The sequence below is a fragment of the Ructibacterium sp. SJQ-7 genome (assembly GCF_054696575.1).
Map to the genome: position 1 here is coordinate 1,095,486 of NZ_CP195193.1, position 23,394 is coordinate 1,118,879.

Here is a 23,394-nt window from a genome sequence, read left to right on the forward strand (position 1 = left end):
TTTCCAAAACATTAAAACACATTTTATGCAACTTTAACGTAATAAAGTACAAAACAAAAACAGTATCTTTGAGGAAAGATACTGTTTTTAAATCATTTCTATGAAAAACTGTCCGAAAGACAATTATTCATACGGGTCTTGGACCGTATTAGTTGTTTTGTTTTGCGAAACATTCACTGCAATATACAGGCTTGTCGTTTCTCGGTTCAAAAGGAACTTTGTCAACCTTACCGCAAGATGCACAAACTATCTCATACATCTCCTTGTTTTGACGCATACTGTTCTTTCTTGCCTGACGACATTCCTTACAACGCTGAGGTTCATTTTCAAAACCCTTTTCAGCGTAAAATTCCTGTTCACCGGCTGAGAATGTAAATTCCTTACCGCAATCCTTACATACTAATGTCTTGTCTTCGTACATTGTTTTTACCTCACTTTGGTTATTTGTTTGTTTTCTGCCTTCAATAATTCCCCTCGTTGCCCTCACGCAAAGTGCTTTCAAGTTTTTTCTTAATACGTTGGACGGCATTGTCAACCGCTTTCGTATCTTTTCCCAACTTTTCCGCAATTTCCTGATAGGAAAGCCCCTCAAGATAATATACAAGCACTTCTGTTTCAAGCTTGCTGAGTACTTTATTGATTTTATACTCCATACCATCCATATTCTCTCGATCAATCAATATGGCCTCAGGGTCTTGAAGCTCACTGAACGCTATGATATCAAGCAAGGTTGTATCGCTGTCATCGTCATAAGTATTCTTATCAAGTGATACATAAGAATTTAAGGGAAGGTGTTTTTTTCTCGACGCCGCTTTAACGGCAGTTATAATGTGCCTTGTCACGCATACTCCTGCAAAGACTTTAAAGAACGGAAATCTGTTGCCGTCAAAATCCATAACGGCTTTGTACAGTCCTATAAGTCCCTCCTGAATAATATCGTCATCATCGGCACCGGCAAGAAAATAAGGTTTTGATTTTGCATAAACAAGATTTTTATATCTCGACAATATCGCCTCCAAAGCCTCGTTATTGCCACTTTGAGCGGCTTTAACAAGTTCTTCGTCCGATAACGTCTTTAGATTTTTTCTTTCCGTTTCCAATACCGTCACCTATTCTTCCCTCTGATATAAGTACAAACCGTAGTATATCATTTTAATTCCAAAAAGTCAAGGAATATTTGTAAAACCTGCAAAAATATTTTATTTCTAATTTATAATTATACAACACTTTTCACAATGCGACATTTTATTTCAAAAGTGAACAAAAAAATGACTGCCGATAAACCGACAGTCATTTTCGTTAGCAGTACATATCCTTGTATGCCGCAATACAATTCTTAATAACTTCTTTTGCCTCGTCCGGACCAAGCACCTCATTTACAACAGTTTCCTTACCCTCAAGAGATTTATACACTCTGAAGAAGTGAGAAATTTCACTGAAAGTATGTTGAGGTAATTGGTTAATATCCTTAAATTCCGCATATGACGGGTCATTAAACGGAATTGCAATTATCTTTTCATCGACTTGGTCATCATCAATCATTTTCATAACACCAATCGGATAACATTCAACAAGCGTCATCGGAACTATTGATTCCTGACAAAGTACAAGAACGTCAAGCGGGTCATTATCCGCCGCATACGTTCTCGGAATAAATCCGTAGTTTGCAGGATAGTGAGTTGATGTGTAAAGTACGCGGTCAAGACGCAAAAGTCCTGTTTCCTTATCCATTTCATACTTGTTTTTAACGCCTTTCGGAATTTCGATTACCGCCATAAATTTTTCAGGCGAAATTCTTCTTGGGTTAATATCGTGCCAAATGTTAGACATACCTTATCTCTCCTTTTTATCATTTTTTAGACTGTATTATAACAGTTTTTGTTTCTTGGTCCCATTCAACGGTACAATCAAGCGATTCGCTTACCGCTCTTAAAGGTACCATTGTTTTATCATTCATAAGTTGCGCAGGCTCGTTAAGTTCCGGTTGTTTTTCGCCGTTCACATAAAATTCCTTGCTGTTTATTGTCATTGTTATAGTTTTATCTGCCGTTTTTGCAATGATTTGTTGCACACCGTTTTCATCAACCCATTCAACTTCTGCATTCAACGCCTCAAAAATCGTACGCATAGGCACAAGTGTAGAGTCATTTTTTATAACAGGGTCTTGCGTCGGGAACTGCAAAGTCTGACCGTCAAGAACTACAGTCACAATATCAGGCTTTTTGCTAAGCTCGCTCAAACTGCTGTAATCTTCAAACAGCACAACAGGCTTTTCGTCAAATCTTACACCCTTTGCACGAATATAAGTTTTCTGACTTGCATTGCTTTCAATATGAGAAATTCTGAAATCATCTTGATCCTTTAAATTATCTCTGTTTGAAATTTGATTTTGAGTTAAATTATCCGTATTGTTTTTATCGTCACCAAACCACATTCTATCATATGACGCAACGAATGCATCCGGAATATTGCTTTCTGTCAAAGCCGCTCTTGCCGCCGCAACCGAATCCTTATAATTATCAGGATTCATAACAGTCTGCAATCCCTCACCCAACGTATATGAATAATATGTTTTACCGTTTGCCCAAACATTTTCTTCACGGCCGTCCTCATTTACAGTCTTTTCGATTTTTACTTTCGGCTGTAATTCGTCCGTATCGGGATCAAGCATATACATTTGAAGAAGATATGTCGTATCAACACTGCTGAACGTTTCAACACCTATATATTTCTTATTTCCGACAGGGATAGTAAAAACGTTTGCATAAGAATTACCGTAATTTGCAATTAAATCGGTATCTATCGAGCCAAGGAACGTAACACCGTTTTCGCTGCCTTGATAAACCGATACACCGCTGCTCTCAACAGTAATAAGTTCATTGTCAAAGTCCATATCTATATCATCGTAAAATGCAGAGATAAGTCCCGAAAAATAATTATTTACATTGTCATATTCATTTTCGTGACCGGCAAATGACGCCGCAAAATCACAATAACCGACCTGAGGGCCAATCACTGTCGAAATAAACTTATTATAAGCATATATGTTATCTTTTGCAAATGCACTTGTGCCTAAAAGCATTGCACCTGCAAGTACCGCACTGACCGTTTTTTTTAATTTCATAATTAAACTACCCCTTCTTCGGGACATTTATCACAATCCCGACTTTAAATCTTTTATTTTTGCACGAAGATTATTAATTCTTTCTTCTACACTCTCACCGGTTGCAATAGACTTAACGATTGCACTGCCGACAATAGCACCGTCGAAATATTTTGTAAGTTCCTTAACCTGCCTGCCGTTTGAAACACCAAATCCCACGCAAGCCGGAACGTCAGTATATTTCTTTATCGTTCCCACAAATTCATCAAAATTTGTGACAAATGATGATTTCTCACCCGTAACGCCGAGTGAAGAAATACAATACAAAAATCCTTTTGCGTCTTTCGCAATATTTTTAATTCTGTCTTTTGAAGTCGGTGATACAAGGCTTATCTGATATACACCGTATTTTTCGGTATATTCCTTGATTTCATCACTTTCTTCATAAGGCAAATCGGGAATAATAAGTCCGTCGACGCCTGTTTCCTGACAACGTTTAAAGAATTTTTCAATTCCGTATTGTACCATTACATTATAGTAAAGCAAAAATACCATAGGTACTTCCACATTATTTCTGATTTTTCGGACAAGTTCAAACACCTTGAAAATATCCACACCTTGCGCCAAAGCTCTTTCATCGGCACGCTGAATTACAGGACCGTCCGCCGCAGGATCCGAAAAAGGTACGCCCAATTCAATAAGGTCAACGCCCTCCTCCTGCATTGTGTATATAGCCTTTTCACTCACTTCCATATTAGGGTCGCCTACCGTCAAAAATGTAATAAGTGCCTTTCTGCCATCTGCTTTCACCTTAGCAAATCTCTCGTCTATTCTATTCATTCTCATAACTCCTCACTGTCTCTATAAATTTCTTTATCTTCTGTTCATCTTTAAAACCGTCCGTTTCAACCGAAGAAGAAATATCCACTCCGACAGGCTTAAAAATATTAATACCCTCTATAACATTTTCGGTTTTAATTCCTCCGGCAAGCATAATCGGCTTATCGGTCTTTATCCTACTGCCGCCGTGCCAGTCAAAAGTTTGACCGCTGCCACCGTACTCTTTATCAGTATACTTGTCTAAAAGCAGTCTGTCAACCCCTTTTACATCATAAATATCTTCTCCGTCACGCACTCTTACGGCTTTCCAAATTTCACATTTGCAGTCAAGGTTTGAAATATACTCCTCGTTTTCATCTCCGTGAAGCTGAACAACGTCAAGCTTTGCTACCTGTATCGCCTCATTTATCTTTTCATACGTTGCATTGACGAACACACCGACTTTTTTTATATTCTTATCAAGATTTTTCGTGATTTCAGCAACCGTTTCTGGTGTGACTTCACGTTTGCTCTTTGCGAATATAAAACCGATGTAATCGGGTTTGTACTTATTAATTATATCTATATCTTCCTTACGGCGAATACCGCATATTTTAATTTCCATATCTCAAATTATCAACAGCTTTTTTAATATCCTTTTCACGCATAAACGCCTCACCGATAAGTGCGGCGTCAAACTTTAATCCTCTCAGATATTCAAAGTCACTGTGTTTCCTTATCGCACTTTCCGCAACCTTTACTTTACCGTCGGGTATCAGCGGTAAAAGTCTTTCGCACGTCGTTATATCCTCGTCAAACGTCTGAAGATTTCTGTTGTTTACGCCTATTATCCTGCCGTATTCAACCGCTCTTTTGACTTCTTCTTCGTTGTGCGTTTCAACAAGCACATCAAGTCCGATACTGTCTGCCAAAGCGTGAAACTTCTTGTATTCCGCGTCGGTAAGTGCCGCCATTATAAGCAAAATTGCGTCCGCACCGTACAGTTTAGCCTCATATATCTGATACTCGTCAACCGTAAAATCCTTGCGAAGTACGGGAATGCTGAATTTACTTTTAATATCCTTAACAAATTCTATATTGCCTTTAAAATATTCCGGTTCGGTAAGTACCGACATTGCTTGAATATTGCATTTGTCATATTCTTCGGCAATCTTCATATGGTCAAAATCTCCGCGTATAAGTCCCTTTGACGGCGATGCTTTTTTTATTTCCGCAATAATTGAAACATCGTCAATCGACACAAGTCCGTTTTTGAAATTCAGTGCTTTAAGTTCCACTTTATCCAAAGCCTTTAAAAGCCCGCTTGGGCTTAAATTTTCTTTCGCCTTCGCTACTCTGATTTTCGTAGATGCAATAATTTTATCAAGTATCATATCAAATTCCGCAGCCTTTCTTCTTAATTAAATTTCTTAGTTTCAGCCACAAATTCGTTTACTTTATCCATAACATTACCGCTGTCAATAGTCTGTTTTGCGATTTCGACAGCCTCTTTGTATGAATCTGCTTTACCGCCGATATATATACCTGCCGCACTGTTAAGAACGATAATATCGCGTCTTGAACTCTTTTCGCCGTTAAAAATACTTTTTGCGATTTCGGCATTTTCCTTACCGTCACCGCCGGTAATATCGCTTGCAGCCGCATATTCGATACCGTAATCGTGTGGATCGATTTCATACACGACAATCTTACCGTCAATAATTTCGTTTACCAATGTTTTACCCGTAACCGTAATTTCGTCCATACCGTCACTGCCGCAAACGATCATAGCGCGTTTAACGCCCATTTCACTCATTACCTTAGCAAAAACGCTGACTTTTTCAGGTGAGAAAACACCTATAACCTGTCTTGATGCATTTGACGGATTTGAAAGCGGTCCAAGCATATTGAATATAGTTCTGATACCGATTTGTTTTCTGATAGGTCCTACATTTTTCATTGCCTTATGGAACTTCATAGCATTCATAAAGCCCATACCTGTTTCATTTATACATTGCTCAACCTGTTTCGGCTCAAGCATAATGTTTGCACCGAGTGCCTCAAGCAAATCGGACGCACCGCTCTTTGAAGATGCGGCTCTGTTTCCGTGCTTTGCCACAGTCACACCTGCCGCCGCACAAACAAACATTGATGTTGTCGATATGTTAAACGAATTAGCACCGTCACCGCCCGTTCCGACAAAGTCTATGTACTCATCAGTATCAAGCTTGACGCTGCCGCCCTTTGACTTCATCATTTCCGTACAACCGACAATCTCGTCTACCGTTTCGCCTTTCATGCGAAGTGCCGTCAAAAATGCCGACACCAACACCGGTGACGCTGTACCCTCAAGCATCATATCCATTGCTTTTGCAGCCTCTTCACGCGTAAGATTTTGTCCTTCTGTTACTTTTTTTAATAGTTCTTTCATAATTATAGTCCTCCTCTAATCTCAGGCAAAATGTAAAAGAAAAGCCCGTTTTTGACCAAAACGAGCGTAATATCCCTATAGAATATAAAACATCTTTTTAATTTTGCTCATCTCGTCTAATCTAAATTTATTATAGCATAGCATAACAAAAAATGCAATACCGGAAAATCGAATTTTCTACATTATTTTTTTCAAATTTCCCTTGTAATATTTGTTTAAATATTGTATAATAAATGTATCAATGAAACAGGGGTGAAAAACTTAATGAAAAGTTTCGATATAAAAACAAAAATTTATTTCGGTGACAATGCACTTGACAGACTTGCAGACCTTCCTTATAAGAAAGCGCTTATCATCACAGACCCGTTTGTTGTAAAGAGCGGTATGCTACAGATGATTACATATCGTTTAAACGACGGTTATACTGAATTTGACGTATTTTCAGACGTTGTTCCGGACCCACCGATTGAAAAAATTTCTCTTGGTGTTAAGGCAATGCTTGACTATGATCCTGACGTTGTTATCGCAATCGGCGGCGGCAGTGCCATTGACAGCGCAAAATCAATTCGTGAATTTGCAACAAGAGCATCTCAAAAAGAAGTTGCACTTATCGCTATTCCTACAACTTCCGGTACAGGCAGTGAAGTTACAAGTTTTGCCGTTGTATCTGATCCGGCAAATGATATAAAATATCCGCTTGTATCAGACAGTATGTTGCCGACAGAGGCTATTTTGGACGCCGACCTTGTAAAGAGTGTTCCGGCAAACATAACAGCCGACACAGGTATGGATGTACTTACTCACGCAATTGAAGCCTATGTAAGTATCAACAACAACGAATTTTCAGCCGCACTTGCAGAAAAGTCAATCGAGATATGCGGTACTTTTCTACTTCGTTCATATCTTGACAATAACGATACACACGCAAGAAAGAAAATGCACGTTGCGTCATGTCTTGCAGGTCTTGCATTTAACAGTGCATCACTTGGTCTTAACCACGGTATTGCTCACGCAATCGGTGCTAAGTTCCACATTCCGCACGGCAGAGCCAATGCAATGTTACTTCCTCACGTTATCGAATACAACTCAGGAATTAACAAACATTCAAGAAGTCAAAGCCACTATCCTAAGTGCGTTGAAAAGTATGTAAACGTTGCTAAACTTCTTGGTGTAAATAACTTCAATGAAATCACAACAGTTCGCGCTCTTGTAAGCTGGATTCAGTTTATGTTAAAGGAAATGAACGTTCCTGTTTCGGTTTCACAATGCGGTGTTGACAGAACAGAATACTTCAATGCAATCGACTCAATGGCTGAAAAAGCTCTTGCAGACGCTTGTACAGCAACAAATCCTCGCGTACCTACGAAGGAAGAAGTTGTTCAAATTCTTGAACATTTATACGAATAATATTATAAATACAACAAATTCGGGCGTGCTTTTTAACACGCCTATTTTTGTAAAAACTATTATATTGGGAGGATTTTCGTATGAATCAAATCAATCGAAAAAGCAAAATATCCTCGTTTTTTGAACTGCTTTCTTCACATTGTGAATATATTATGACTTTCGCTTTGGGATTGCTTATGATTGTTCAACGATTTTTGAGCGGAGTATACAAGCCTGTTATGGACGACTGGTTTCTGTACGGTGATTTGTATAAAGGTATATCAAACCGACTTGCAAACTTTGCAATTCCGAACGAAAAGTTTGCAATACGCCCGCTCGCAGGAGTGTTTGACTGTTTCGTAAACGCACCGTTGTTTAATCATTTGTGGATTGTCGAATTGTTTTTGACATTTTCACTGCTTTTCGGTTCATTTCTGATTATAAAAGCACTTCGCAGAAACAATTTTGCAAGCGGCGGATTCTTCTTGTGCCTTGTGTGCCTTTTTCCTGTTGGACTTGAGGCTACTTATTGGATTGCCGCCGCAACAAGAGTTGTATATTCACTGCTGTTTATAGGTTGTGCCACACTTTCGCTTGATTACTGTTATAAATCGGATAAAGTGAAATTTTTAGTTATGTTTGCCGTATTCGGTATGCTCAGTGTATGTTTTTACGAACCGGCAATAGTGGTTTATATCATACTTACGCTTTTCATTGTTTGGAACAATTATAAGAATAAAAAAGATTTGCTTCCGCTTGCAATAATGGCGGCACATATAGCGATTATCGGAATTTACTACATTTTAAATTCCGGTTCCGGCGAAATAGAATCGCGAGGCGGTTTCCTTGAAACAGATATATTGGAGCATACCGCACTCGTTACCGATTATACGAAAAATATATTCACCGATTTTACAAATTCAATATTTAAAAACGGTTACGATAAAGGTATTATTATCGTTTTCGGCGGTCATAAATTTATAAAAATATTACTTATCGCAATACTTTCGATTATATTCGGTGTATTTTCGGCTGTATGTATTAAAAAGCGTAAATTTTCTTGGAAAATCCTTGTGCTTGGAATTGTGATGTTTTTCGGCGGACTTTCGCTAAACTACATTCTCGGTTCTGACAGAATACCGTTAAGACTTGTATTTTTCGCATATCTCGGAATAGGCATAGTAATTGATGAACTTATAGTTCTTTTACCGCTATCGTTTAGCAGAATTTTATGTGCGGTTTTACTTACAGTTTCGGCATTTTCATTTACAGTTACAGGTATCGGTGAAGTAAGCGATTATCAAAAAACATCTGACATTGACGTCGCTCTTACATCACAGCTTATAAACCTTGACACCAAAGAGAATATCACGAATACAGACAAAAACGTATATGTATTCAGCGGTCAGCATTACTATGACGAAACAAAATGTGTAAGCTGGCTCGATCATATAAGAGGCGTCAGCGGTAATTATGCTGATTTTACAGGTTGTATGCGACATATCACCGGCGCTGCGAATACAAATAACGTTATGCCTTTCACTTACGGAGATATTCATAAACTTAAACCGTTTATTGATATTGAGGGTGTTTGCAATTTTTATAATATAGAATATGACAGAACAATCGTTCCCGTAAAACTCGTAGCTGACGGCGATAACTACATCATTAAACGCAATGATGATTCAATAGTCGGTACATTGACAAAAGTTGACGATGTCTCATATCAATTCTTTAATTAAAAAAAGCGACTGACAGTCGCTTTTTTAATACTCTCATTTTGTGCAATCCTTCGTACAGGCGACCATCGGTTGCCCTAAACCTACAATATATTCTCCAATTTAAACTTATAATTTTTCGGCAAATGTTCAAACAAAAAACCAAGCACACGACAATGTGAAACTGCGTCTGTTTGCTCTCCGCCGTTAATATACCCCTCCACTTCGGATATATTCATTTCAATTTTATCAAAATCCTCGTGATTGCCTGTTGCGGCAAGTACAGTACGATTTTCGTCAAGATACTGTACAAGTTTTTCGATTTCATCACCGGCACTCTCATAATCGCCGTCATACAAAAACGCCATAACTCTGTCATTAATCTCCCCCAGATCTCTCGACACTTTATCAATATGATTTGTATACGCAACACTCCCTGCCACAATAACCACCGCAATAACCGCTGATGCTATAACTCCTTTCATTTTCTCCATTCCCCTTTTAACTGTATAAATAATTCGTCCTCCGCGTCAAGTGACGCAACAAATATCTCTTTTACATCTTTAATATTACGTTTTTTCAATTCCTTTGTAAGCCAAATGTGGTCTTTTTTCGCGCGAGTCAATTCACCCTCGTTAAGTGTTCCGTCCGACACGATAACACAAGGCAATCCGTCGTGACGAACATTTTCAAGCTGTAAATCCTCCACCGTCACAGGTCTTGCCTTATCTTTCGGTATAACGCTCAATTTACCGCTTGTTTCCAAAACCGCCACCGCCACATCGGATATATCATGACAACCGTTAAGGCGAAGTTCCTCAAGCAAATCATTAATATTGAACCGAAGTTTTTTTAACTCGGCTTCATTTATGCACCCGTCATACACGACAATACTCGGTTCACCGCTCAAAAACTTGCGAATATTTTTACTTTTAAGGCTCAAATATGACATCATAACTTCCGCAACAATCAACGTCAGCACAGGAATAATCCCCGACAAAAGCGGTATATCGATAGCCTGCATAGGCACAGACGCCAAATCGGAAATCATTATAGCGACAACAAGCTCCGACGGCTGCAATTCCCCGAGCTGTCTTTTACCCATTATACGCATAGCGGCAATAACCATACCGTACAAAATCAAAGTTCTAACAACAAGTATAAGCATATTTCACCTCAGACATTTTCTTTTGCATATTATTCTCTTTAAGCACAATATTTATGTATTTCACTTTACTTTCACGCGTTAAAGTGGTATAATCAAAGTATATTTTGTAATGCACACTATCGGCTCGCAGATATATGTGCATTAGTGATTTATTGTGAGCAGAAAGGTTACTGATAACAAATGAAAGAAATAAATGACGAACGAATTGACACGCTTTTCAAAGCAGTTCTTGAATTAAAAACCGTTGATGAATGCAGAAGATTTTTTACTGATTTATGCACTATTTCGGAACTTAAATCAATGAGTCAACGTATGGAAGTCGCACTTATGCTTAAAGACAAAAACATCTATACGGACATTGCCGCAAAAACAGGTGCATCAACCGCAACAATCAGTCGCGTAAACAGATGTATAAATTACGGCTCAGACGGCTACAATTTAGTAATTGACAGAATGGAGAATAAAGATGAATAGCTATACCGATTTCGCCTATATTTACGATTCGCTTATGCACAAGGATATTGATTATGAAAAATGGGCGGACTATATAGAAAATCTTTTTATTATGTATGACGTAAACCCCGACCTTGTATGCGACCTCGCATGCGGTACGGGCAATATAACAATACCTCTTGCCAAACGCGGATACGATATGACAGGTGTTGATATTTCGGAGGATATGCTTAACATTGCCCGCGAAAAAGCCAACGGACTTGACATACTTTTTCTGAACCAAAGCATGACCGATCTTGACCTTTTCGGCACAATGGGTGCATTTCTATGTATGATTGACGGTATAAATTACATTCTTCCGCCGAAATCGTTATTAACTCTTTTTACCAAAATCAAAACTTGCTTTATCGATCCCGACGGTCTTTTTATATTTGATATAAGCACGGAATATAAGTTAAAAAACGTGATAGGCTCAAACACATTTGTGCACAGCGATAAAAACATATTTTATACCTGGCAAAATCGCTTTATCGAAAAACACAAATTATCCGATATGTTCCTTACTTTCTTTGTAAAGCAAGGCAAAAAATACAGCCGTTTTGAAGAACGTCATCTGCAAAGAGCATATTCGGTAAATGAACTTACATTACTTCTCAAAAAAGCCGGTTTTAAGTCTGTCGATACATATGACGAACTGTCGTTTGACAAACCGAAAAAAGACAGCGAACGCATAGTGTTCGTATGTCGTTAAATACTGAATATTTATAGGATTTTCCTTGATTTTAAGCCCAATTTGTGGTATAATAAATAAGTTAAAAGTATTAAATTTTGTACTTGGAATTTACATTTCAAGTCTGAAAATTAGGAGGAAATTATGGCAAAAAAGTCCAAAGAATTGAAACTGGATATGGACGCAATCAATAACCAACATATTATTGATGTTGACCTTAACAGTGAAATGAAAAAAGCTTATATTGATTATGCTATGAGCGTTATAGTAAGCCGTGCCCTTCCTGACGTTCGTGACGGTATGAAACCTGTTCACAGACGTATATTATATGATATGTATGAGGCAAACCTATTATACGAAAATGATTTTAAAAAGTCTGCCGCAACTGTCGGTGACGTGCTTGCTAAATATCACCCTCACGGTGACGCGTCCGTATATGACGCAATGGTACGTTTGGCACAGGATTTCTCACTTAGATATCCGCTTGTACAAGGTAAAGGTAACTTCGGTTCTGTCGACGGTGACCCGCCTGCAGCTTACCGTTATACCGAGGCGAAAATGTCTAAAATATCGGCACTTATGCTTACCGATATTGAGAAAAATACGGTTGACTATGTACCTAACTATGATGACAAATTAAAAGAGCCTGACGTTCTTCCGTCAAGATTTCCGAATTTGCTTGTAAACGGCTCTGCCGGTATCGCAGTCGGTATGGCGACAAATATTCCGCCGCACAATCTTACAGAAGTTGTTGACGGTATAATCGCAGTTATAGACGACCCTATGATAACAACCGAGGAACTTATGACTCATATTCAAGGTCCCGATTTTCCAACCGGCGGCGTTATTATGGGCAAAAGCGGTATAAGAAACGCTTATACAACAGGTCGCGGAAAAATCATTCTTCGTGCGAAAGCCGAAATAGAAGAACACAATGACCGAAACAGAATTGTTGTCACAGAAATACCTTATCAAGTAAACAAAGCAAAGCTTGAAAAACATATTAACGAACTTGTTCGTGACGGCAAGATTGACGGTATTTCATCAACACGCGATGAATCCACCGAACATATTCGTCTTGTTATCGAACTTAAACGTGACGCAAACCCTAATGTTGTACTTAACAATCTGTTCAAGTATACACAAATGCAGGATACTTTCGGCATAATCTTGCTTGCACTTGTAGACAAACAGCCGAAAATTCTTACACTTCGTGAGATGATTGACTACTACATCGCCCACCAGGAAGATGTTATTTCAAGACGTACACAGTTTGAACTTGACAAAGCACTTGACCGTGCACATATCTTAGAGGGTTACAAAATTGTTATAGACAATGTTGACGAAGTAATCAGAATAATCCGCGCATCAAAGAGTATTCCTGACGCAAAGCAGACCTTGTGCGAACGTTTCTCACTTACAGACGCACAGTCAGACGCAATCGTAAAAATGCAGCTCGGTCGTTTGTCCGGTATGGAACGTGACAAGATTGAGGAAGAATATCAAGCACTTGTTGTAAAAATCGAAGACTTACGTTCAATTCTTGCAGATGAAAGCAAAGTTCTTGAAATAATTAAGAACGACCTTACCGATATTAAGAATAAGTACGGCGATGAAAGAAGAACTGAAATATCAATGGTTACAACTGAAATTGATATTGACGACCTTATCGACGAAGAAGATATTGTCGTTACTGTTACTCATAAAGGTTACACAAAACGTCTGCCTGTTGATACTTATAAATCGCAAAGACGCGGAGGTCGCGGTATTTCAGGTCTTACAACTCGTGAAGAGGACTTCGTTGAACACCTGTTTACAACCACAACGCACCACACATTGTTATTCTTTACAACTCGCGGTGTTGTGTACAAGCTGAAAGGTTATCAAATCCCTGAGGCAAGCAGACAGGCAAAGGGTACGGCGATTGTAAACCTACTTCCGCTTGAAAATGATGAAAAGATTTCCGCAATGATTCCTATTAAGGACTTCGAGGACGGCAAATACCTTACATTCATCACCAAAAACGGTATTGTCAAAAAGACAAACGTTATGGATTACTCAAAAATCCGTAACGGCGGACTTCGTGCGATTGACCTTGACGAAAACGATGAACTTATCAGAGTTAAACTTACAGATAATACTCAAGATATTATTATTGCCACACATGACGGTTATGCAATCCGCTTTAACGAAACTGAGGTACGTTCAACAGGCCGTACAACAAGAGGTGTTATGGGTATCCGCCTTCACAACGGCGACTATGTTATCGGTGCGTCTGTTGCACTGCCTGACAGCCAGCTTCTTACTGTCACAGAAAACGGTTACGGCAAGAAAACACCGCTTGACGAGTATCGTATTCAGTCAAGAGGCGGTAAAGGTATTTTCACTTATCGTATTACCGATAAAACAGGCAAACTTGCCGGTATGAAAACTGTCACAGATAATGACGATATTATTCTTATCACATCTGACGGTGTTATTATAAGAATGCACACAGATGAAATTTCTTCATACAGCCGTCAAACTCAAGGTGTAAGAGTTATGCGTCTTGACGACGGTGTAAGTGTTATGAGTATCGCACGAACAGAACGTGAAGAAGAAACTGATGAAGAAGCAGAAAATTCTGAAGAAGTTATTGCTGATGATACAACCGAAACTCAAATTGCTGACGAAAGCGAAACAGAAGGAGATGTCGAGTAATTATGAAAAAATCAATTAGTGTTATAGCTATAATTCTATCAATGGTAATGGTGCTTGCGTCATGCGGCACAAACCAAAACGGCAAAGATGAAGAGCCCGTTTCAACACCCGATCCGGAACTTGTAAAAAACACAGTCAACGCCACAATAGAACTTGAAGACGGTGACGAAATTATGCTTGAATTATATCCGGACCTTGCACCTGATACGGTTGAAAACTTCGTTGAACTTGCAGAAGACGGTTTTTATGACGGCACAATATTCCACAGAGTTATTGAAGATTTTATGATTCAAGGCGGCGGCTATGACGAAAATCTGAAAGAGCAAAAAACTGAGTCTATCAAAGGTGAATTTGCAAAGAACGGTTTTGAAAACACACTTTCTCACACCAGAGGTGTGATTTCAATGGCAAGAGCACAGGATTATGACAGTGCAACAAGCCAATTCTTTATCGTTCAAAAAGATGCGACTTACCTTGACGGTCAATATGCCGCATTCGGCAGAGTTACAGAGGGTATGGATATAGTTGATGAAATCGCGTCTGTAAAAACAGGTACGGTTGCCTCATCAAATATGGAGGACGTCCCTATCGAGCCTATCGTGATTGACACAATCACCATTGACACATCTGTATCAAGCGGTAAATCAAGCAAAACAAAGGCTACTTCAAAGCCGTCAAAAGATAAAGACACAGATAAAAACTCAAAAGATACTGATGATGAAGACGAAGATACATCATCTTCAAAGTCATCTAAATCATCATCAAAATCAACAACTGCTCCGAAATCAACACCTAAGTCAAATTCAAGTTCAAAATCGAGCAGTTCAAATTCTTCATCAAGCAGTAAATCAAACAGTTCAAATGATGATGAATTAAGTGAAGATGAACTTAATGACATTCTTCCATTCTTACAGTCAGACTCAACAGAGTCAAATTCTTAAAAATCAAGGAGATAAATTATGAATATTGAAATCGAAATGGAAAACGGCGGAATTATAAAAGCAGAGCTTTATCCGGACGTTGCACCAATCACAGTAGAAAACTTTGTTTCACTAATCGAAAGAAACTTCTTTGACGGTCTTATTTTCCACCGTGTAATTCCGGGCTTTATGATTCAAGGCGGCGGTTTTACGGCAGACGGTCAACACAAAGAAGCAGATTCAATCAAGGGCGAATTTGACGGTAACGGTGTTACAAATCCATTAAAGCATACAAGAGGTGTGCTTTCAATGGCAAGAACAATGTTCCCGAACAGTGCGTCAAGTCAATTCTTCATTATGCACGAGGATGCACCTCATCTTGACGGTCAGTATGCCGCTTTCGGTAAAGTTACAGAGGGTATCGAGGTTGTTGACGAAATAGCAGAGACACCGACAGATATGCAGGATAAGCCAATCGAAGACCAAATTATAAAAACAATAAGACTTGTATAATAAAAGCTCCGTAAGCAATGCTTACGGAGCTTTTTTTGTTGTTGTTTTTAGTGTATAAAACTAAAATATAAAATTACCAATATACCAAGTATAATTCTGTAATAACCGAATGATTTAAAATTGTGTTTTCTTACATAGTTCATCAAGAACTTAATTGCAAGCATTGACACAATATACGCAACAACCATACCTGTCAAAAGCACAATTACATCCTGCATAGGCATAGCCAAGCCGTATTTAAGCACTTTCAGTAGGCTTACACCGAACATAACCGGTATAGCCAAGAAGAATGAAAATTCAGCCGCAACCGAACGTGAACAACCTATAAGCATTGCACCAAGTATTGTTGCACCTGAACGCGATGTACCCGGAACGATTGACAACACTTGAAACAGTCCGATTAAAAGTGCTGTTTTGTATGTCATATCGTCCATGCTTTCAATTTTTGTTTCCTTATGCAACGATTCAACAACTATGAACGCTACACCGTACAAAATAAGCATCGCCGAAACGACCTGCCAATTTTCCCAAGCCGACATAAAGTTATCAAGTACAAGACCGATAACCGCAGCCGGTACACAGGCAATAATAACCTTGAACCACATTTTCCAAGTATTCTCTTTTTCAGCATTTGTCTTTTTCGGTGAAAACGGATTTAACTTGTGAAAATATAGCGTTACTACCGCCAAAATTGCGCCAAGCTGTATTACATACAAATACAAATCAGATGCGGTAAATCCCTCTGTATTGTTTATAAGTTCGTTTACAAGTATCATATGTCCTGTCGAACTTATAGGCAACCATTCGGATATACCTTCAACAATGCCCAGAACAATCGATTTAATCATTTCGAGAAACAAAATATAACAACTCCTTATTTAATTTTCTTCTTTGCTGCATTTATTATCATATTTGCAGTTTCTTCAATGCCGAATTTTTCAGCATCAATACACAAGTCGTAATTAGACATAACTCCCCAATTTTTGCTTGTGTAGTAATCGTAATATGTACGACGTTGTTTGTCGGTTTTCAAAACCTTGTCTTTTGCTTTGGCTTGAGTAATATCAAGTGCCGACATAACTCTCTTTGCACGATAATCAACCGAGCCGTATACAAATACACTTAAAACGTCCACATTTTCATTTTCAAGAACATAATCTGCACAACGTCCGACGATAACGCAAGAGCCTCTCTTTGCAACCTCTTTAATAACGTCAGCCTGTGCGATAAATAATTTATCGTTTATAGGCATTTCGTAATAAATCGGTGCGTTTATACCTCTCATTGAGTAGTTGCCGCTTGCAAGCGAGTAAAGAAAACTGTTCGTTGCGTGTTCGTCAACCTCTTTTAACGCCTCTTTGCTGATATTGCTCTTTTGTGCCGCAAGTTCAACAAGCTCCTTGTCATAAAAAGGTATGTTAAAATACTCCGCAACCTTTTCACCTACATCACGTCCGCCACTTCCGAACTGTCTTCCTATTGTAATTATCAATGACATAATTCATTCTCCTCTCTGTTTTAATTTTATGTTAATGATATACATTACTGATACATTTCTTTATAGTGTTCCCAACTCGAATTTACCTTTACAACATAATTACGAGTTTCAGAAAACGGAATATACTTGAGTGTCACTCCGTCATCACTGTATCGCGAGTCATTAAGCCAACTATAAACATTTCCCATACCACCGTTGTAAGCCGCCAAGGCGGTGTCAATATTTCCGTAAACGTCAATCAAGTGACGTAAATAATGACAGCCAAAACGTATATTTGTTTCGGGGTCCATATAATCATATTCAGTCGTTATCCCTAATTCTTTAGCGTTCCATTCGGCAGTTTCCTTAGTAAGCTGCATAAGTCCGCCGGCAACACCCGAATGTGCCTCAGGCACAAAATTACTTTCAACCTTTATAACCGCCATAACCAAGAACGGATCAAGGTCGTTGGCTTTTGAATATTTTACAATATAATCTGCATACGCAACAGGATATTTGAATTTTTGACTTGTTTGATAACCGCCTAATATACCCAGTACCGCAACAAATATTGCAAGAAGTACAAGGAATGCTTTAAAAATTTTACTCAAAACTATTCCCCTTTATTTTATTAAATAACCCGACAACATCACTTTCAAGCTGTGCAATATCACCGTTATTATATATGATATACATTGAATTTTCCTTATAGAACTCATCATCATTTTGAGCATTAATTCTTTGTATCGCCTGTTCATCGGTAATATTGTCACGCGTCTTAATTCGTGTGATTCTGCTTTGTTTATCAGCAATAACCGACACTATAAATTCACAAAGCGGTTCAACATTACTTCCGATTATCACTGCTCCGTCTATACCAACCCATTCGGCATCAGTCGTGTTTATGTCTTTTACCACTTCCGCCTTTATATATTTATGCGTTATGTTGCTTAATGCCTCTGTTTTTTGTTTGTCAGAAAAAGCGATTGATGCTAATTTCTTTCTATTCAATGTCTTATCGTCATTTAGTATGCTATCACCGAAATAATCGACCAATTCATTAAGACAATCACTGTTTGGTTCTACGATTTCGTGTGCAATTACATCTGTGTCAATAATATGCACACCCAGTTTTTCAAGCATTTTTGAAACAGATGTTTTTCCGCTTCCGCTTCCACCTGTTATACCGAAAACAACCATTTCTATCCCCTCTTAAATGTTCTCAATTTGCCAATCTATCGGTGTTTTACCCATTTCCGTCAACATTCTGTTTGCCGTTTCAAAATGACCGCAGCCGAAAAATCCTCTGTTTGCCGACAACGGACTCGGATGTGCGGCAGTTAAAATTTTATGATAATGATTAGTAATAACCTTTATTTTCTCTTTCGCATTGTTACCCCAAAGCATAAATATTACCGGGTCTTTGCGTTCATTCAAGCACTCGACAACTCTGTTGGTAAATATCTCCCAACCTTTGTTTCTGTGCGAATTTGCCTGACCGTCACGGACAGTCAATGCTGAGTTAAGCAACAACACACCTTGTCTTGCCCATTTTTCAAGATAACCGTTATTTGGAATGTACAATCCCAATTCATTATAAAGTTCCTTATACATATTCAATAATGTCGGAGGAATTTTAACACCTTTTTGAACAGAGAAAGCCAATCCGTGTGCTTGACCTACTTCATGATACGGATCTTGACCAAGAATGACAATCTTCGTATTTGCATAAGAGGTCCATTTCAAAGCATTAAAAATATCATACATATCCGGATGAATACAATGCGATTTATATTCAGATTTCAAAAAAGCTCGAAGTTTCAGATAATATTCTTTACTAAATTCATCTTTAAGAATTTCGTCCCAATCATTTCCTATATTAACCACTCAATTCACTCCTAAATAATTATCTTATATATATTATACCAAAAAATCGTTTAAATTGCAATTAGATTATAAAATTATAAACAAATATTTATATTTGTAAAATAGATTTGATTTGAAATACAAAAAAGAACAGTCCATATGGACTGTTCTTTTAAGATACTTTAATATCAATTATTGAGCATCAACGAATGTATCGAAGATTACCTTAGCTGACTGAGCTCTTGTAGCATTTGAATGTGGTTCAAATGTTGTTTCAGTCATACCGTTGATAATACCGGCCTTTTGAAGAGTCATAACTGCTTCAAATGCGTAATCTGAGATTTCATGTGAATCCTCAAATGTGATTTCAGCATTTACAGGTTCAAGTGACTTGTTCATGATTTTAGCTGTCTTATATGTCATAAGAGCCATATCTTGTCTTGTGATTAGGTCATTAGGACCGAAGTTACCGTCACCGTAGCCTGAAACGATACCAAGTTGACTTGCAACTGATACTGCATTGTAGTACCAAGCGGTTGAAGGAACGTCTGCGAATGTTGATTCACCTTTGGCGTTAAGAGCGTTGATAGCACCCATTAGAATCTGGCAGTATTCTGCTCTTGTGATGTTTGCATTAGGATCGAATGTATATTGATCTCTACCACTAATCATACCTCTCATAGCAAGTCCGTTGATAGCTGTTCTTGCCCATTCAACTGAGTCAAGATCCTGGAAGTCTGGCTTGTAGTTAGTATTTGTGTTAGGTGTTGTTACAGCACCTGTGTGACCAGGAGCGATTATGCTAGGGCCACCACCTGAAGTTGTACCGTCATTACCACCAGTTGTTGTAGAAGCCTTCTTAACTGTAACCTTTACAGATGCTGACTTTTCGTTACCTTCAGTATCTTTGTATGTTGCTGTGATTGTAACTGTACCAGCCTTATCATTTGCAACGTAAGTAGCCTTTGTTTCACCCTTAGAATTGATTTCTGTAGGTGTACCGAAGATTACTGCATATTTTTCATCATCATTTGTTGTGAATGCAACCTTAGCACCGTCTTTTGCGTTCTTAACTGTAGCTGTTACAGTGAACTTCTTATCAAATTCAACAGTTGTTGATGAAGCCTTAACTGAGATTGATGGTTCTGTTGGCTTAGCTGTTGGTGTTGGATCAGCATTTACTGTACTGTTGTCAACAACTTCATTATTAGCATTTACCAATTCAGCATAAATCTTAACGCCAGAATTATATGTCTTGAATGTAATGTTATCAATAACATCCTTTAGACTTGTAACGCCATCAATAGAATCAAGGTAACCATTTACAAGACCCACATATTCATCTTCTGTAAGTTCCTTATCGCCATAGAAAGCAATAAAGTCTGTACCATATTCAGCTTCAGCACCGTTCTTTGTTACAACGATACCGATACGATAATCTGATTCATTATTTGCAACATTTTCACCTGTTACCTTATCTGATGATACAAGTTTATTCAAAGCTACTGAACCTACAACGCTTGGAGCAGCTGTTGGAGTTGGTTCAGCTGAAGAAATTTTAACTGTTGTCCATGCAAGTGGAAGGTTATTTCTTACTGTTGAAAGCTTTTCACTACCATATGAAATACCTGACTTTTCTTGTAGAGTTACATCAAATGAATCTGTAACTGTGCTTGGCAAAGTAAATTCAAATCTACCAAGTACGCCATCTGCCGGTACATCTACTGCTGTTGCTGTTGCAACTGAATATCCGTAAACACCGTTTGCAAGATTTTCTACACCACCGCTGATTAATAGACCTGAAGCTGTTACTTCTGTTACACCATCAGGAACATTAATATTTACTGTGTATGAATCTACCTTTTCAAAGCCTACGGCTTTTGCTACTACTGCAACTTTACCATTTGCAGCTGTTTCTGCTTCAAGAGAAATACCCTTTGTTACCTCAACAGGAGCTTTTGTTGGAACTACTGTTGCATCAGGATCTACTGTAGGAACAGGAGCCTTTGTTGGCTTAGGAGCACGAGTTGTAACAGGGGTTGGAGCTGGAGTAATGCTTGGATCAACATACTTTTCAACTGTTGTAGTTGATATTGTAAGGTTATTTCTTACTGTTGAAAGCTTTTCACTACCATATGAAATACCTGATTTTTCTTGTAATGATACATCAAATGAATCTGTTACTGAACTTGGTAGAGAAATTTCAAACTTACCAAGTACGCCATCTGATGGTACATCTACTGCTGTTGCTGTTGCAACTGAGTATCCGTAAACACCGTTTGCAAGGTTTTCTACACCACCGCTAATCAACAAACCTGAAGCTGTTACTTTTGTTACACCATCAGGAACATTGATATTTACTGTGTATGAATCTACCTTTTCAAAGCCTACGGCTTTCGCTACTACTACAGCTGTATCAGCTGTACGGCTGCTTGATTCATATTCAAGCACAATACCTTTTGTTATTTCCTCTGCGTTTACTACTGTAAAGCTTGCAAACATAGAGAAAATCATCGCCATAGCACATATTAGTGCTACAATTTTTTTGTTTTTGTTCATTTTAATTTTTACCCCTTTCAATATCCTATAAATTTAAAATTTATGGCTATTTCATATTACGAGATTATAATATTATTTGTAAGTACCGATTTTTTCTGTACTTGAATCTACAACACCAACATTATACTTCAAGATTGCTGTTGCGTCACCACCATCAACAAATCCGTCTTGGTCTGCGTCTGCTGCAGCTTGACCATCGCCTACAAGTTCAACACTACCAACATTATACTTCAAAATTGTTGTTGCGTCACCGCCATCAACAAATCCGTCTTGGTCTGCGTCACCGATAAGGACTTTACCTGCGCCAACTCTAAATGTATCGCTGTAAACCTGACCGTCGCCACCCATGTAAACTGTGTATGTACCGTCTTTAAGATCTGCCGGAAGTACAACGTCTACGATTTCTGCATTTTGGTCGATTTGTACAACATCGTCAGCTGTAACCTTATCAAGACTTACACTTGAAGGAACGATAAGCAATGTCTTTTGATCAGCTGTATATTTTGTTGTGATCTTTAGACTTGCTGTTGTAGCACCAGTTTCTGCCGGTGTGTATGTAGCTGAAACTTCTCCAGCTGCCATAGCTGATGTTGCGACTGCAGCTGTAACTGCTGCTACTGCTGCGCATGATAGAAATAGTTTTGAGAATTTCTTCATTTTGTTTTACCCCTTTTCTAAAATAAATTTTTTGTTTTTTTGTTTGAGTGTCTATAAAATCCGGACACGCATACAAGTTACATTCATATATTTACATTATAAACTATAAGAACAAAAATTTCAATTCTTTTTTGGTTTTATGTTATTTTTCGTGATTATGAATTAAATCAGCATTTATATTTTGTGCATTTTCAACAACTAAACATCAAAAAAGCGAACCTTACGGCTCGCTTTTAATTATTTTGACGCCATTCTAAGCGTTCTGTATTCCCTACTGCTTACTCTTATAAGCAATTCAGGATTAATCCTTTGAATTATTTGCACAATTTTAGTCACATTTCTCGTATCAAACTTTACAATCGGCATATAATAGCACTCTTTTTCAAAAGTTTCTACATATAATATATCCATACTCGAAACGGTTTTCTTCTTATAAAAATCTTTCGACTTTTCAAGCACGCGTATATTCTTCACAAAATCAGAATCAGGTGCAACATTTCTCTTTATAAAATTCTTTGTACCGATAAGCACCTTACTTATTTCATTAAGAGGTATCTCAACAATTTTCGTTTTCGCCGGTATAAATTCACTCAAAATTTTAACTTTATTATCGTAATCATACGGTAAAAAGTCATTATTCCAATTTTTCATAAACAAATTCATTCTGTCTGTTGAAATATATGTTGCAAAGACGGTATTAATTCTTATAAGAACATATGTTGACGCCAATACCGTAGCGATAAACCACGCAATCGAAAACAAATAACTGCCCTTTATAAGATTATATATCACCATTACAAGTGCAAAACACGAAAGCAAACTCAATATTGTAATAATCACTATATTGGTTTTTCTGTAACGTGAATTTGTACAAGCTTTTACAGATGATGCCAT

25 protein-coding genes are annotated in these 23,394 nt (G+C 38.0%); 7 read left to right on the plus strand and 18 right to left on the minus strand.

Annotated elements, in window-relative coordinates; all coding sequences use genetic code 11:
• Window positions 1-148: 148 nt before the first annotated feature.
• From ACSAMO_RS04970 to trpD, 8 genes are all read right to left on the minus strand, one after another.
• A complete protein-coding gene (locus ACSAMO_RS04970) occupies window positions 149-421 on the minus strand; it encodes a zinc-ribbon domain containing protein (RefSeq protein ID WP_022228811.1) in 273 nt (90 codons plus the stop codon).
• Between the two features lie 40 nt (window positions 422-461).
• Window positions 462-1,109 (minus strand): RNA polymerase sporulation sigma factor SigH, encoded by a 648-nt coding sequence (sigH, locus tag ACSAMO_RS04975; RefSeq protein WP_337599374.1) that lies wholly within the window; start codon window positions 1,107-1,109, stop codon window positions 462-464.
• A 190-nt stretch (window positions 1,110-1,299) separates the two neighbouring features.
• Window positions 1,300-1,830: an inorganic diphosphatase gene (locus tag ACSAMO_RS04980; RefSeq protein ID WP_022228813.1), complete on the minus strand. Its 531-nt coding sequence runs from the start codon at window positions 1,828-1,830 to the stop codon at window positions 1,300-1,302.
• 19 nt (window positions 1,831-1,849) lie between these two features.
• Window positions 1,850-3,124 (minus strand): copper amine oxidase N-terminal domain-containing protein, encoded by a 1,275-nt coding sequence (locus ACSAMO_RS04985; protein ID WP_337599376.1) that lies wholly within the window; start codon window positions 3,122-3,124, stop codon window positions 1,850-1,852.
• A 30-nt stretch (window positions 3,125-3,154) separates the two neighbouring features.
• Complete coding sequence (trpA, locus tag ACSAMO_RS04990) at window positions 3,155-3,943, minus strand: tryptophan synthase subunit alpha (RefSeq protein ID WP_308456840.1); 789 nt, start codon at window positions 3,941-3,943, stop codon at window positions 3,155-3,157.
• The gene (locus ACSAMO_RS04995; protein WP_499209977.1) at window positions 3,936-4,547 is read right to left on the minus strand and encodes a phosphoribosylanthranilate isomerase; all 612 of its coding nucleotides are present in this window, start codon (window positions 4,545-4,547) and stop codon (window positions 3,936-3,938) included. Before ACSAMO_RS04995 ends, trpA begins: the two co-directional genes overlap by 8 nt.
• Entirely contained in the window at window positions 4,537-5,316 is a 780-nt protein-coding gene (gene trpC, locus ACSAMO_RS05000) for an indole-3-glycerol phosphate synthase TrpC (RefSeq protein WP_499209978.1), read from the minus strand. Before trpC ends, ACSAMO_RS04995 begins: the two co-directional genes overlap by 11 nt.
• Before the next feature lie 23 nt (window positions 5,317-5,339).
• Window positions 5,340-6,353 carry an anthranilate phosphoribosyltransferase gene (gene trpD, locus ACSAMO_RS05005; protein ID WP_499209979.1) on the minus strand — a complete coding sequence of 338 codons (1,014 nt, stop codon included), beginning with the start codon at window positions 6,351-6,353 and terminating at the stop codon, window positions 5,340-5,342.
• 264 nt (window positions 6,354-6,617) lie between these two features.
• Between trpD and ACSAMO_RS05010 the strand changes: the two genes are divergently transcribed.
• Both ACSAMO_RS05010 and ACSAMO_RS05015 read left to right on the plus strand, forming a co-directional pair.
• Window positions 6,618-7,760, plus strand: coding sequence for a 1-propanol dehydrogenase PduQ (locus ACSAMO_RS05010; RefSeq protein WP_022228819.1), 1,143 nt, complete (start codon window positions 6,618-6,620; stop codon window positions 7,758-7,760).
• An 80-nt stretch (window positions 7,761-7,840) separates the two neighbouring features.
• Entirely contained in the window at window positions 7,841-9,481 is a 1,641-nt protein-coding gene (locus ACSAMO_RS05015; protein ID WP_412276492.1) for a hypothetical protein, read from the plus strand.
• Window positions 9,482-9,561: 80 nt separating this feature from the next.
• Here the strand turns inward: ACSAMO_RS05015 and ACSAMO_RS05020 are convergent, their stop codons facing one another.
• A complete protein-coding gene (locus ACSAMO_RS05020; RefSeq protein ID WP_337600263.1) occupies window positions 9,562-9,942 on the minus strand; it encodes a DUF4363 family protein in 381 nt (126 codons plus the stop codon).
• The gene (locus ACSAMO_RS05025; protein WP_117968395.1) at window positions 9,939-10,625 is read right to left on the minus strand and encodes a DUF421 domain-containing protein; all 687 of its coding nucleotides are present in this window, start codon (window positions 10,623-10,625) and stop codon (window positions 9,939-9,941) included. The genes ACSAMO_RS05020 and ACSAMO_RS05025 overlap by 4 nt, the downstream gene beginning before the upstream one ends.
• A gap of 180 nt (window positions 10,626-10,805) precedes the next feature.
• Here ACSAMO_RS05025 and ACSAMO_RS05030 point away from each other — a divergent pair, with 180 nt between their 5' ends.
• The 5 genes from ACSAMO_RS05030 to ACSAMO_RS05050 all read left to right on the plus strand — a co-directional run bounded on the left by ACSAMO_RS05030 (window position 10,806) and on the right by ACSAMO_RS05050 (window position 15,941).
• Window positions 10,806-11,099 (plus strand): YerC/YecD family TrpR-related protein, encoded by a 294-nt coding sequence (locus tag ACSAMO_RS05030; protein WP_022228823.1) that lies wholly within the window; start codon window positions 10,806-10,808, stop codon window positions 11,097-11,099.
• On the plus strand, window positions 11,092-11,829 hold the full coding sequence (locus ACSAMO_RS05035; RefSeq protein ID WP_499209980.1) for a class I SAM-dependent DNA methyltransferase: 738 nt from the start codon (window positions 11,092-11,094) through the stop codon (window positions 11,827-11,829). Before ACSAMO_RS05030 ends, ACSAMO_RS05035 begins: the two co-directional genes overlap by 8 nt.
• Before the next feature lie 123 nt (window positions 11,830-11,952).
• Complete coding sequence (gene gyrA / locus ACSAMO_RS05040) at window positions 11,953-14,508, plus strand: DNA gyrase subunit A (protein WP_499209981.1); 2,556 nt, start codon at window positions 11,953-11,955, stop codon at window positions 14,506-14,508.
• A gap of 2 nt (window positions 14,509-14,510) precedes the next feature.
• Window positions 14,511-15,449 carry a peptidylprolyl isomerase gene (locus tag ACSAMO_RS05045; RefSeq protein WP_412294063.1) on the plus strand — a complete coding sequence of 313 codons (939 nt, stop codon included), beginning with the start codon at window positions 14,511-14,513 and terminating at the stop codon, window positions 15,447-15,449.
• Window positions 15,450-15,467: 18 nt separating this feature from the next.
• Window positions 15,468-15,941, plus strand: coding sequence for a peptidylprolyl isomerase (locus ACSAMO_RS05050; RefSeq protein ID WP_412294061.1), 474 nt, complete (start codon window positions 15,468-15,470; stop codon window positions 15,939-15,941).
• Between the two features lie 47 nt (window positions 15,942-15,988).
• Here the strand turns inward: ACSAMO_RS05050 and ACSAMO_RS05055 are convergent, their stop codons facing one another.
• From ACSAMO_RS05055 to ACSAMO_RS05090, 8 genes are all read right to left on the minus strand, one after another.
• Entirely contained in the window at window positions 15,989-16,804 is an 816-nt protein-coding gene (locus tag ACSAMO_RS05055) for an undecaprenyl-diphosphate phosphatase (RefSeq protein WP_499210089.1), read from the minus strand.
• 11 nt (window positions 16,805-16,815) lie between these two features.
• A complete protein-coding gene (locus ACSAMO_RS05060; RefSeq protein WP_118446680.1) occupies window positions 16,816-17,439 on the minus strand; it encodes a cytidylate kinase-like family protein in 624 nt (207 codons plus the stop codon).
• Between the two features lie 44 nt (window positions 17,440-17,483).
• Window positions 17,484-18,029: a lytic transglycosylase domain-containing protein gene (locus ACSAMO_RS05065; RefSeq protein ID WP_308456848.1), complete on the minus strand. Its 546-nt coding sequence runs from the start codon at window positions 18,027-18,029 to the stop codon at window positions 17,484-17,486.
• On the minus strand, window positions 18,022-18,618 hold the full coding sequence (coaE, locus tag ACSAMO_RS05070) for a dephospho-CoA kinase (protein ID WP_499209982.1): 597 nt from the start codon (window positions 18,616-18,618) through the stop codon (window positions 18,022-18,024). Before coaE ends, ACSAMO_RS05065 begins: the two co-directional genes overlap by 8 nt.
• Before the next feature lie 12 nt (window positions 18,619-18,630).
• Window positions 18,631-19,305: a uracil-DNA glycosylase gene (locus tag ACSAMO_RS05075; RefSeq protein ID WP_499209983.1), complete on the minus strand. Its 675-nt coding sequence runs from the start codon at window positions 19,303-19,305 to the stop codon at window positions 18,631-18,633.
• A 171-nt stretch (window positions 19,306-19,476) separates the two neighbouring features.
• Window positions 19,477-21,843, minus strand: coding sequence for an S-layer homology domain-containing protein (locus ACSAMO_RS05080; protein WP_499209984.1), 2,367 nt, complete (start codon window positions 21,841-21,843; stop codon window positions 19,477-19,479).
• Window positions 21,844-21,915: 72 nt separating this feature from the next.
• Window positions 21,916-22,500: a dockerin type I repeat-containing protein gene (locus ACSAMO_RS05085; RefSeq protein ID WP_499209985.1), complete on the minus strand. Its 585-nt coding sequence runs from the start codon at window positions 22,498-22,500 to the stop codon at window positions 21,916-21,918.
• 237 nt (window positions 22,501-22,737) lie between these two features.
• The gene (locus ACSAMO_RS05090) at window positions 22,738-23,394 is read right to left on the minus strand and encodes a RasGAP domain-containing protein (RefSeq protein WP_337870506.1); all 657 of its coding nucleotides are present in this window, start codon (window positions 23,392-23,394) and stop codon (window positions 22,738-22,740) included.

Bases quoted from the DNA above. Each gene is read 5' to 3' on its own strand.
- ACSAMO_RS04970 (WP_022228811.1), bottom strand. From the start codon at position 421: ATGTACGAAGACAAGACATTAGTATGTAAGGATTGCGGTAAGGAATTT.
- ACSAMO_RS04980 (WP_022228813.1), bottom strand. From the start codon at position 1,830: ATGTCTAACATTTGGCACGATATTAACCCAAGAAGAATTTCGCCTGAA.
- ACSAMO_RS04985 (WP_337599376.1), bottom strand. From the start codon at position 3,124: ATGAAATTAAAAAAAACGGTCAGTGCGGTACTTGCAGGTGCAATGCTT.
- trpA (WP_308456840.1), bottom strand. From the start codon at position 3,943: ATGAATAGAATAGACGAGAGATTTGCTAAGGTGAAAGCAGATGGCAGA.
- ACSAMO_RS04995 (WP_499209977.1), bottom strand. From the start codon at position 4,547: ATGGAAATTAAAATATGCGGTATTCGCCGTAAGGAAGATATAGATATA.
- trpC (WP_499209978.1), bottom strand. From the start codon at position 5,316: ATGATACTTGATAAAATTATTGCATCTACGAAAATCAGAGTAGCGAAG.
- trpD (WP_499209979.1), bottom strand. From the start codon at position 6,353: ATGAAAGAACTATTAAAAAAAGTAACAGAAGGACAAAATCTTACGCGT.
- ACSAMO_RS05010 (WP_022228819.1), top strand. From the start codon at position 6,618: ATGAAAAGTTTCGATATAAAAACAAAAATTTATTTCGGTGACAATGCA.
- ACSAMO_RS05015 (WP_412276492.1), top strand. From the start codon at position 7,841: ATGAATCAAATCAATCGAAAAAGCAAAATATCCTCGTTTTTTGAACTG.
- ACSAMO_RS05020 (WP_337600263.1), bottom strand. From the start codon at position 9,942: ATGAAAGGAGTTATAGCATCAGCGGTTATTGCGGTGGTTATTGTGGCA.
- ACSAMO_RS05025 (WP_117968395.1), bottom strand. From the start codon at position 10,625: ATGCTTATACTTGTTGTTAGAACTTTGATTTTGTACGGTATGGTTATT.
- ACSAMO_RS05030 (WP_022228823.1), top strand. From the start codon at position 10,806: ATGAAAGAAATAAATGACGAACGAATTGACACGCTTTTCAAAGCAGTT.
- ACSAMO_RS05035 (WP_499209980.1), top strand. From the start codon at position 11,092: ATGAATAGCTATACCGATTTCGCCTATATTTACGATTCGCTTATGCAC.
- gyrA (WP_499209981.1), top strand. From the start codon at position 11,953: ATGGCAAAAAAGTCCAAAGAATTGAAACTGGATATGGACGCAATCAAT.
- ACSAMO_RS05045 (WP_412294063.1), top strand. From the start codon at position 14,511: ATGAAAAAATCAATTAGTGTTATAGCTATAATTCTATCAATGGTAATG.
- ACSAMO_RS05050 (WP_412294061.1), top strand. From the start codon at position 15,468: ATGAATATTGAAATCGAAATGGAAAACGGCGGAATTATAAAAGCAGAG.
- ACSAMO_RS05060 (WP_118446680.1), bottom strand. From the start codon at position 17,439: ATGTCATTGATAATTACAATAGGAAGACAGTTCGGAAGTGGCGGACGT.
- coaE (WP_499209982.1), bottom strand. From the start codon at position 18,618: ATGGTTGTTTTCGGTATAACAGGTGGAAGCGGAAGCGGAAAAACATCT.
- ACSAMO_RS05080 (WP_499209984.1), bottom strand. From the start codon at position 21,843: ATGAACAAAAACAAAAAAATTGTAGCACTAATATGTGCTATGGCGATG.
- ACSAMO_RS05085 (WP_499209985.1), bottom strand. From the start codon at position 22,500: ATGAAGAAATTCTCAAAACTATTTCTATCATGCGCAGCAGTAGCAGCA.
- ACSAMO_RS05090 (WP_337870506.1), bottom strand. From the start codon at position 23,394: ATGGCATCATCTGTAAAAGCTTGTACAAATTCACGTTACAGAAAAACC.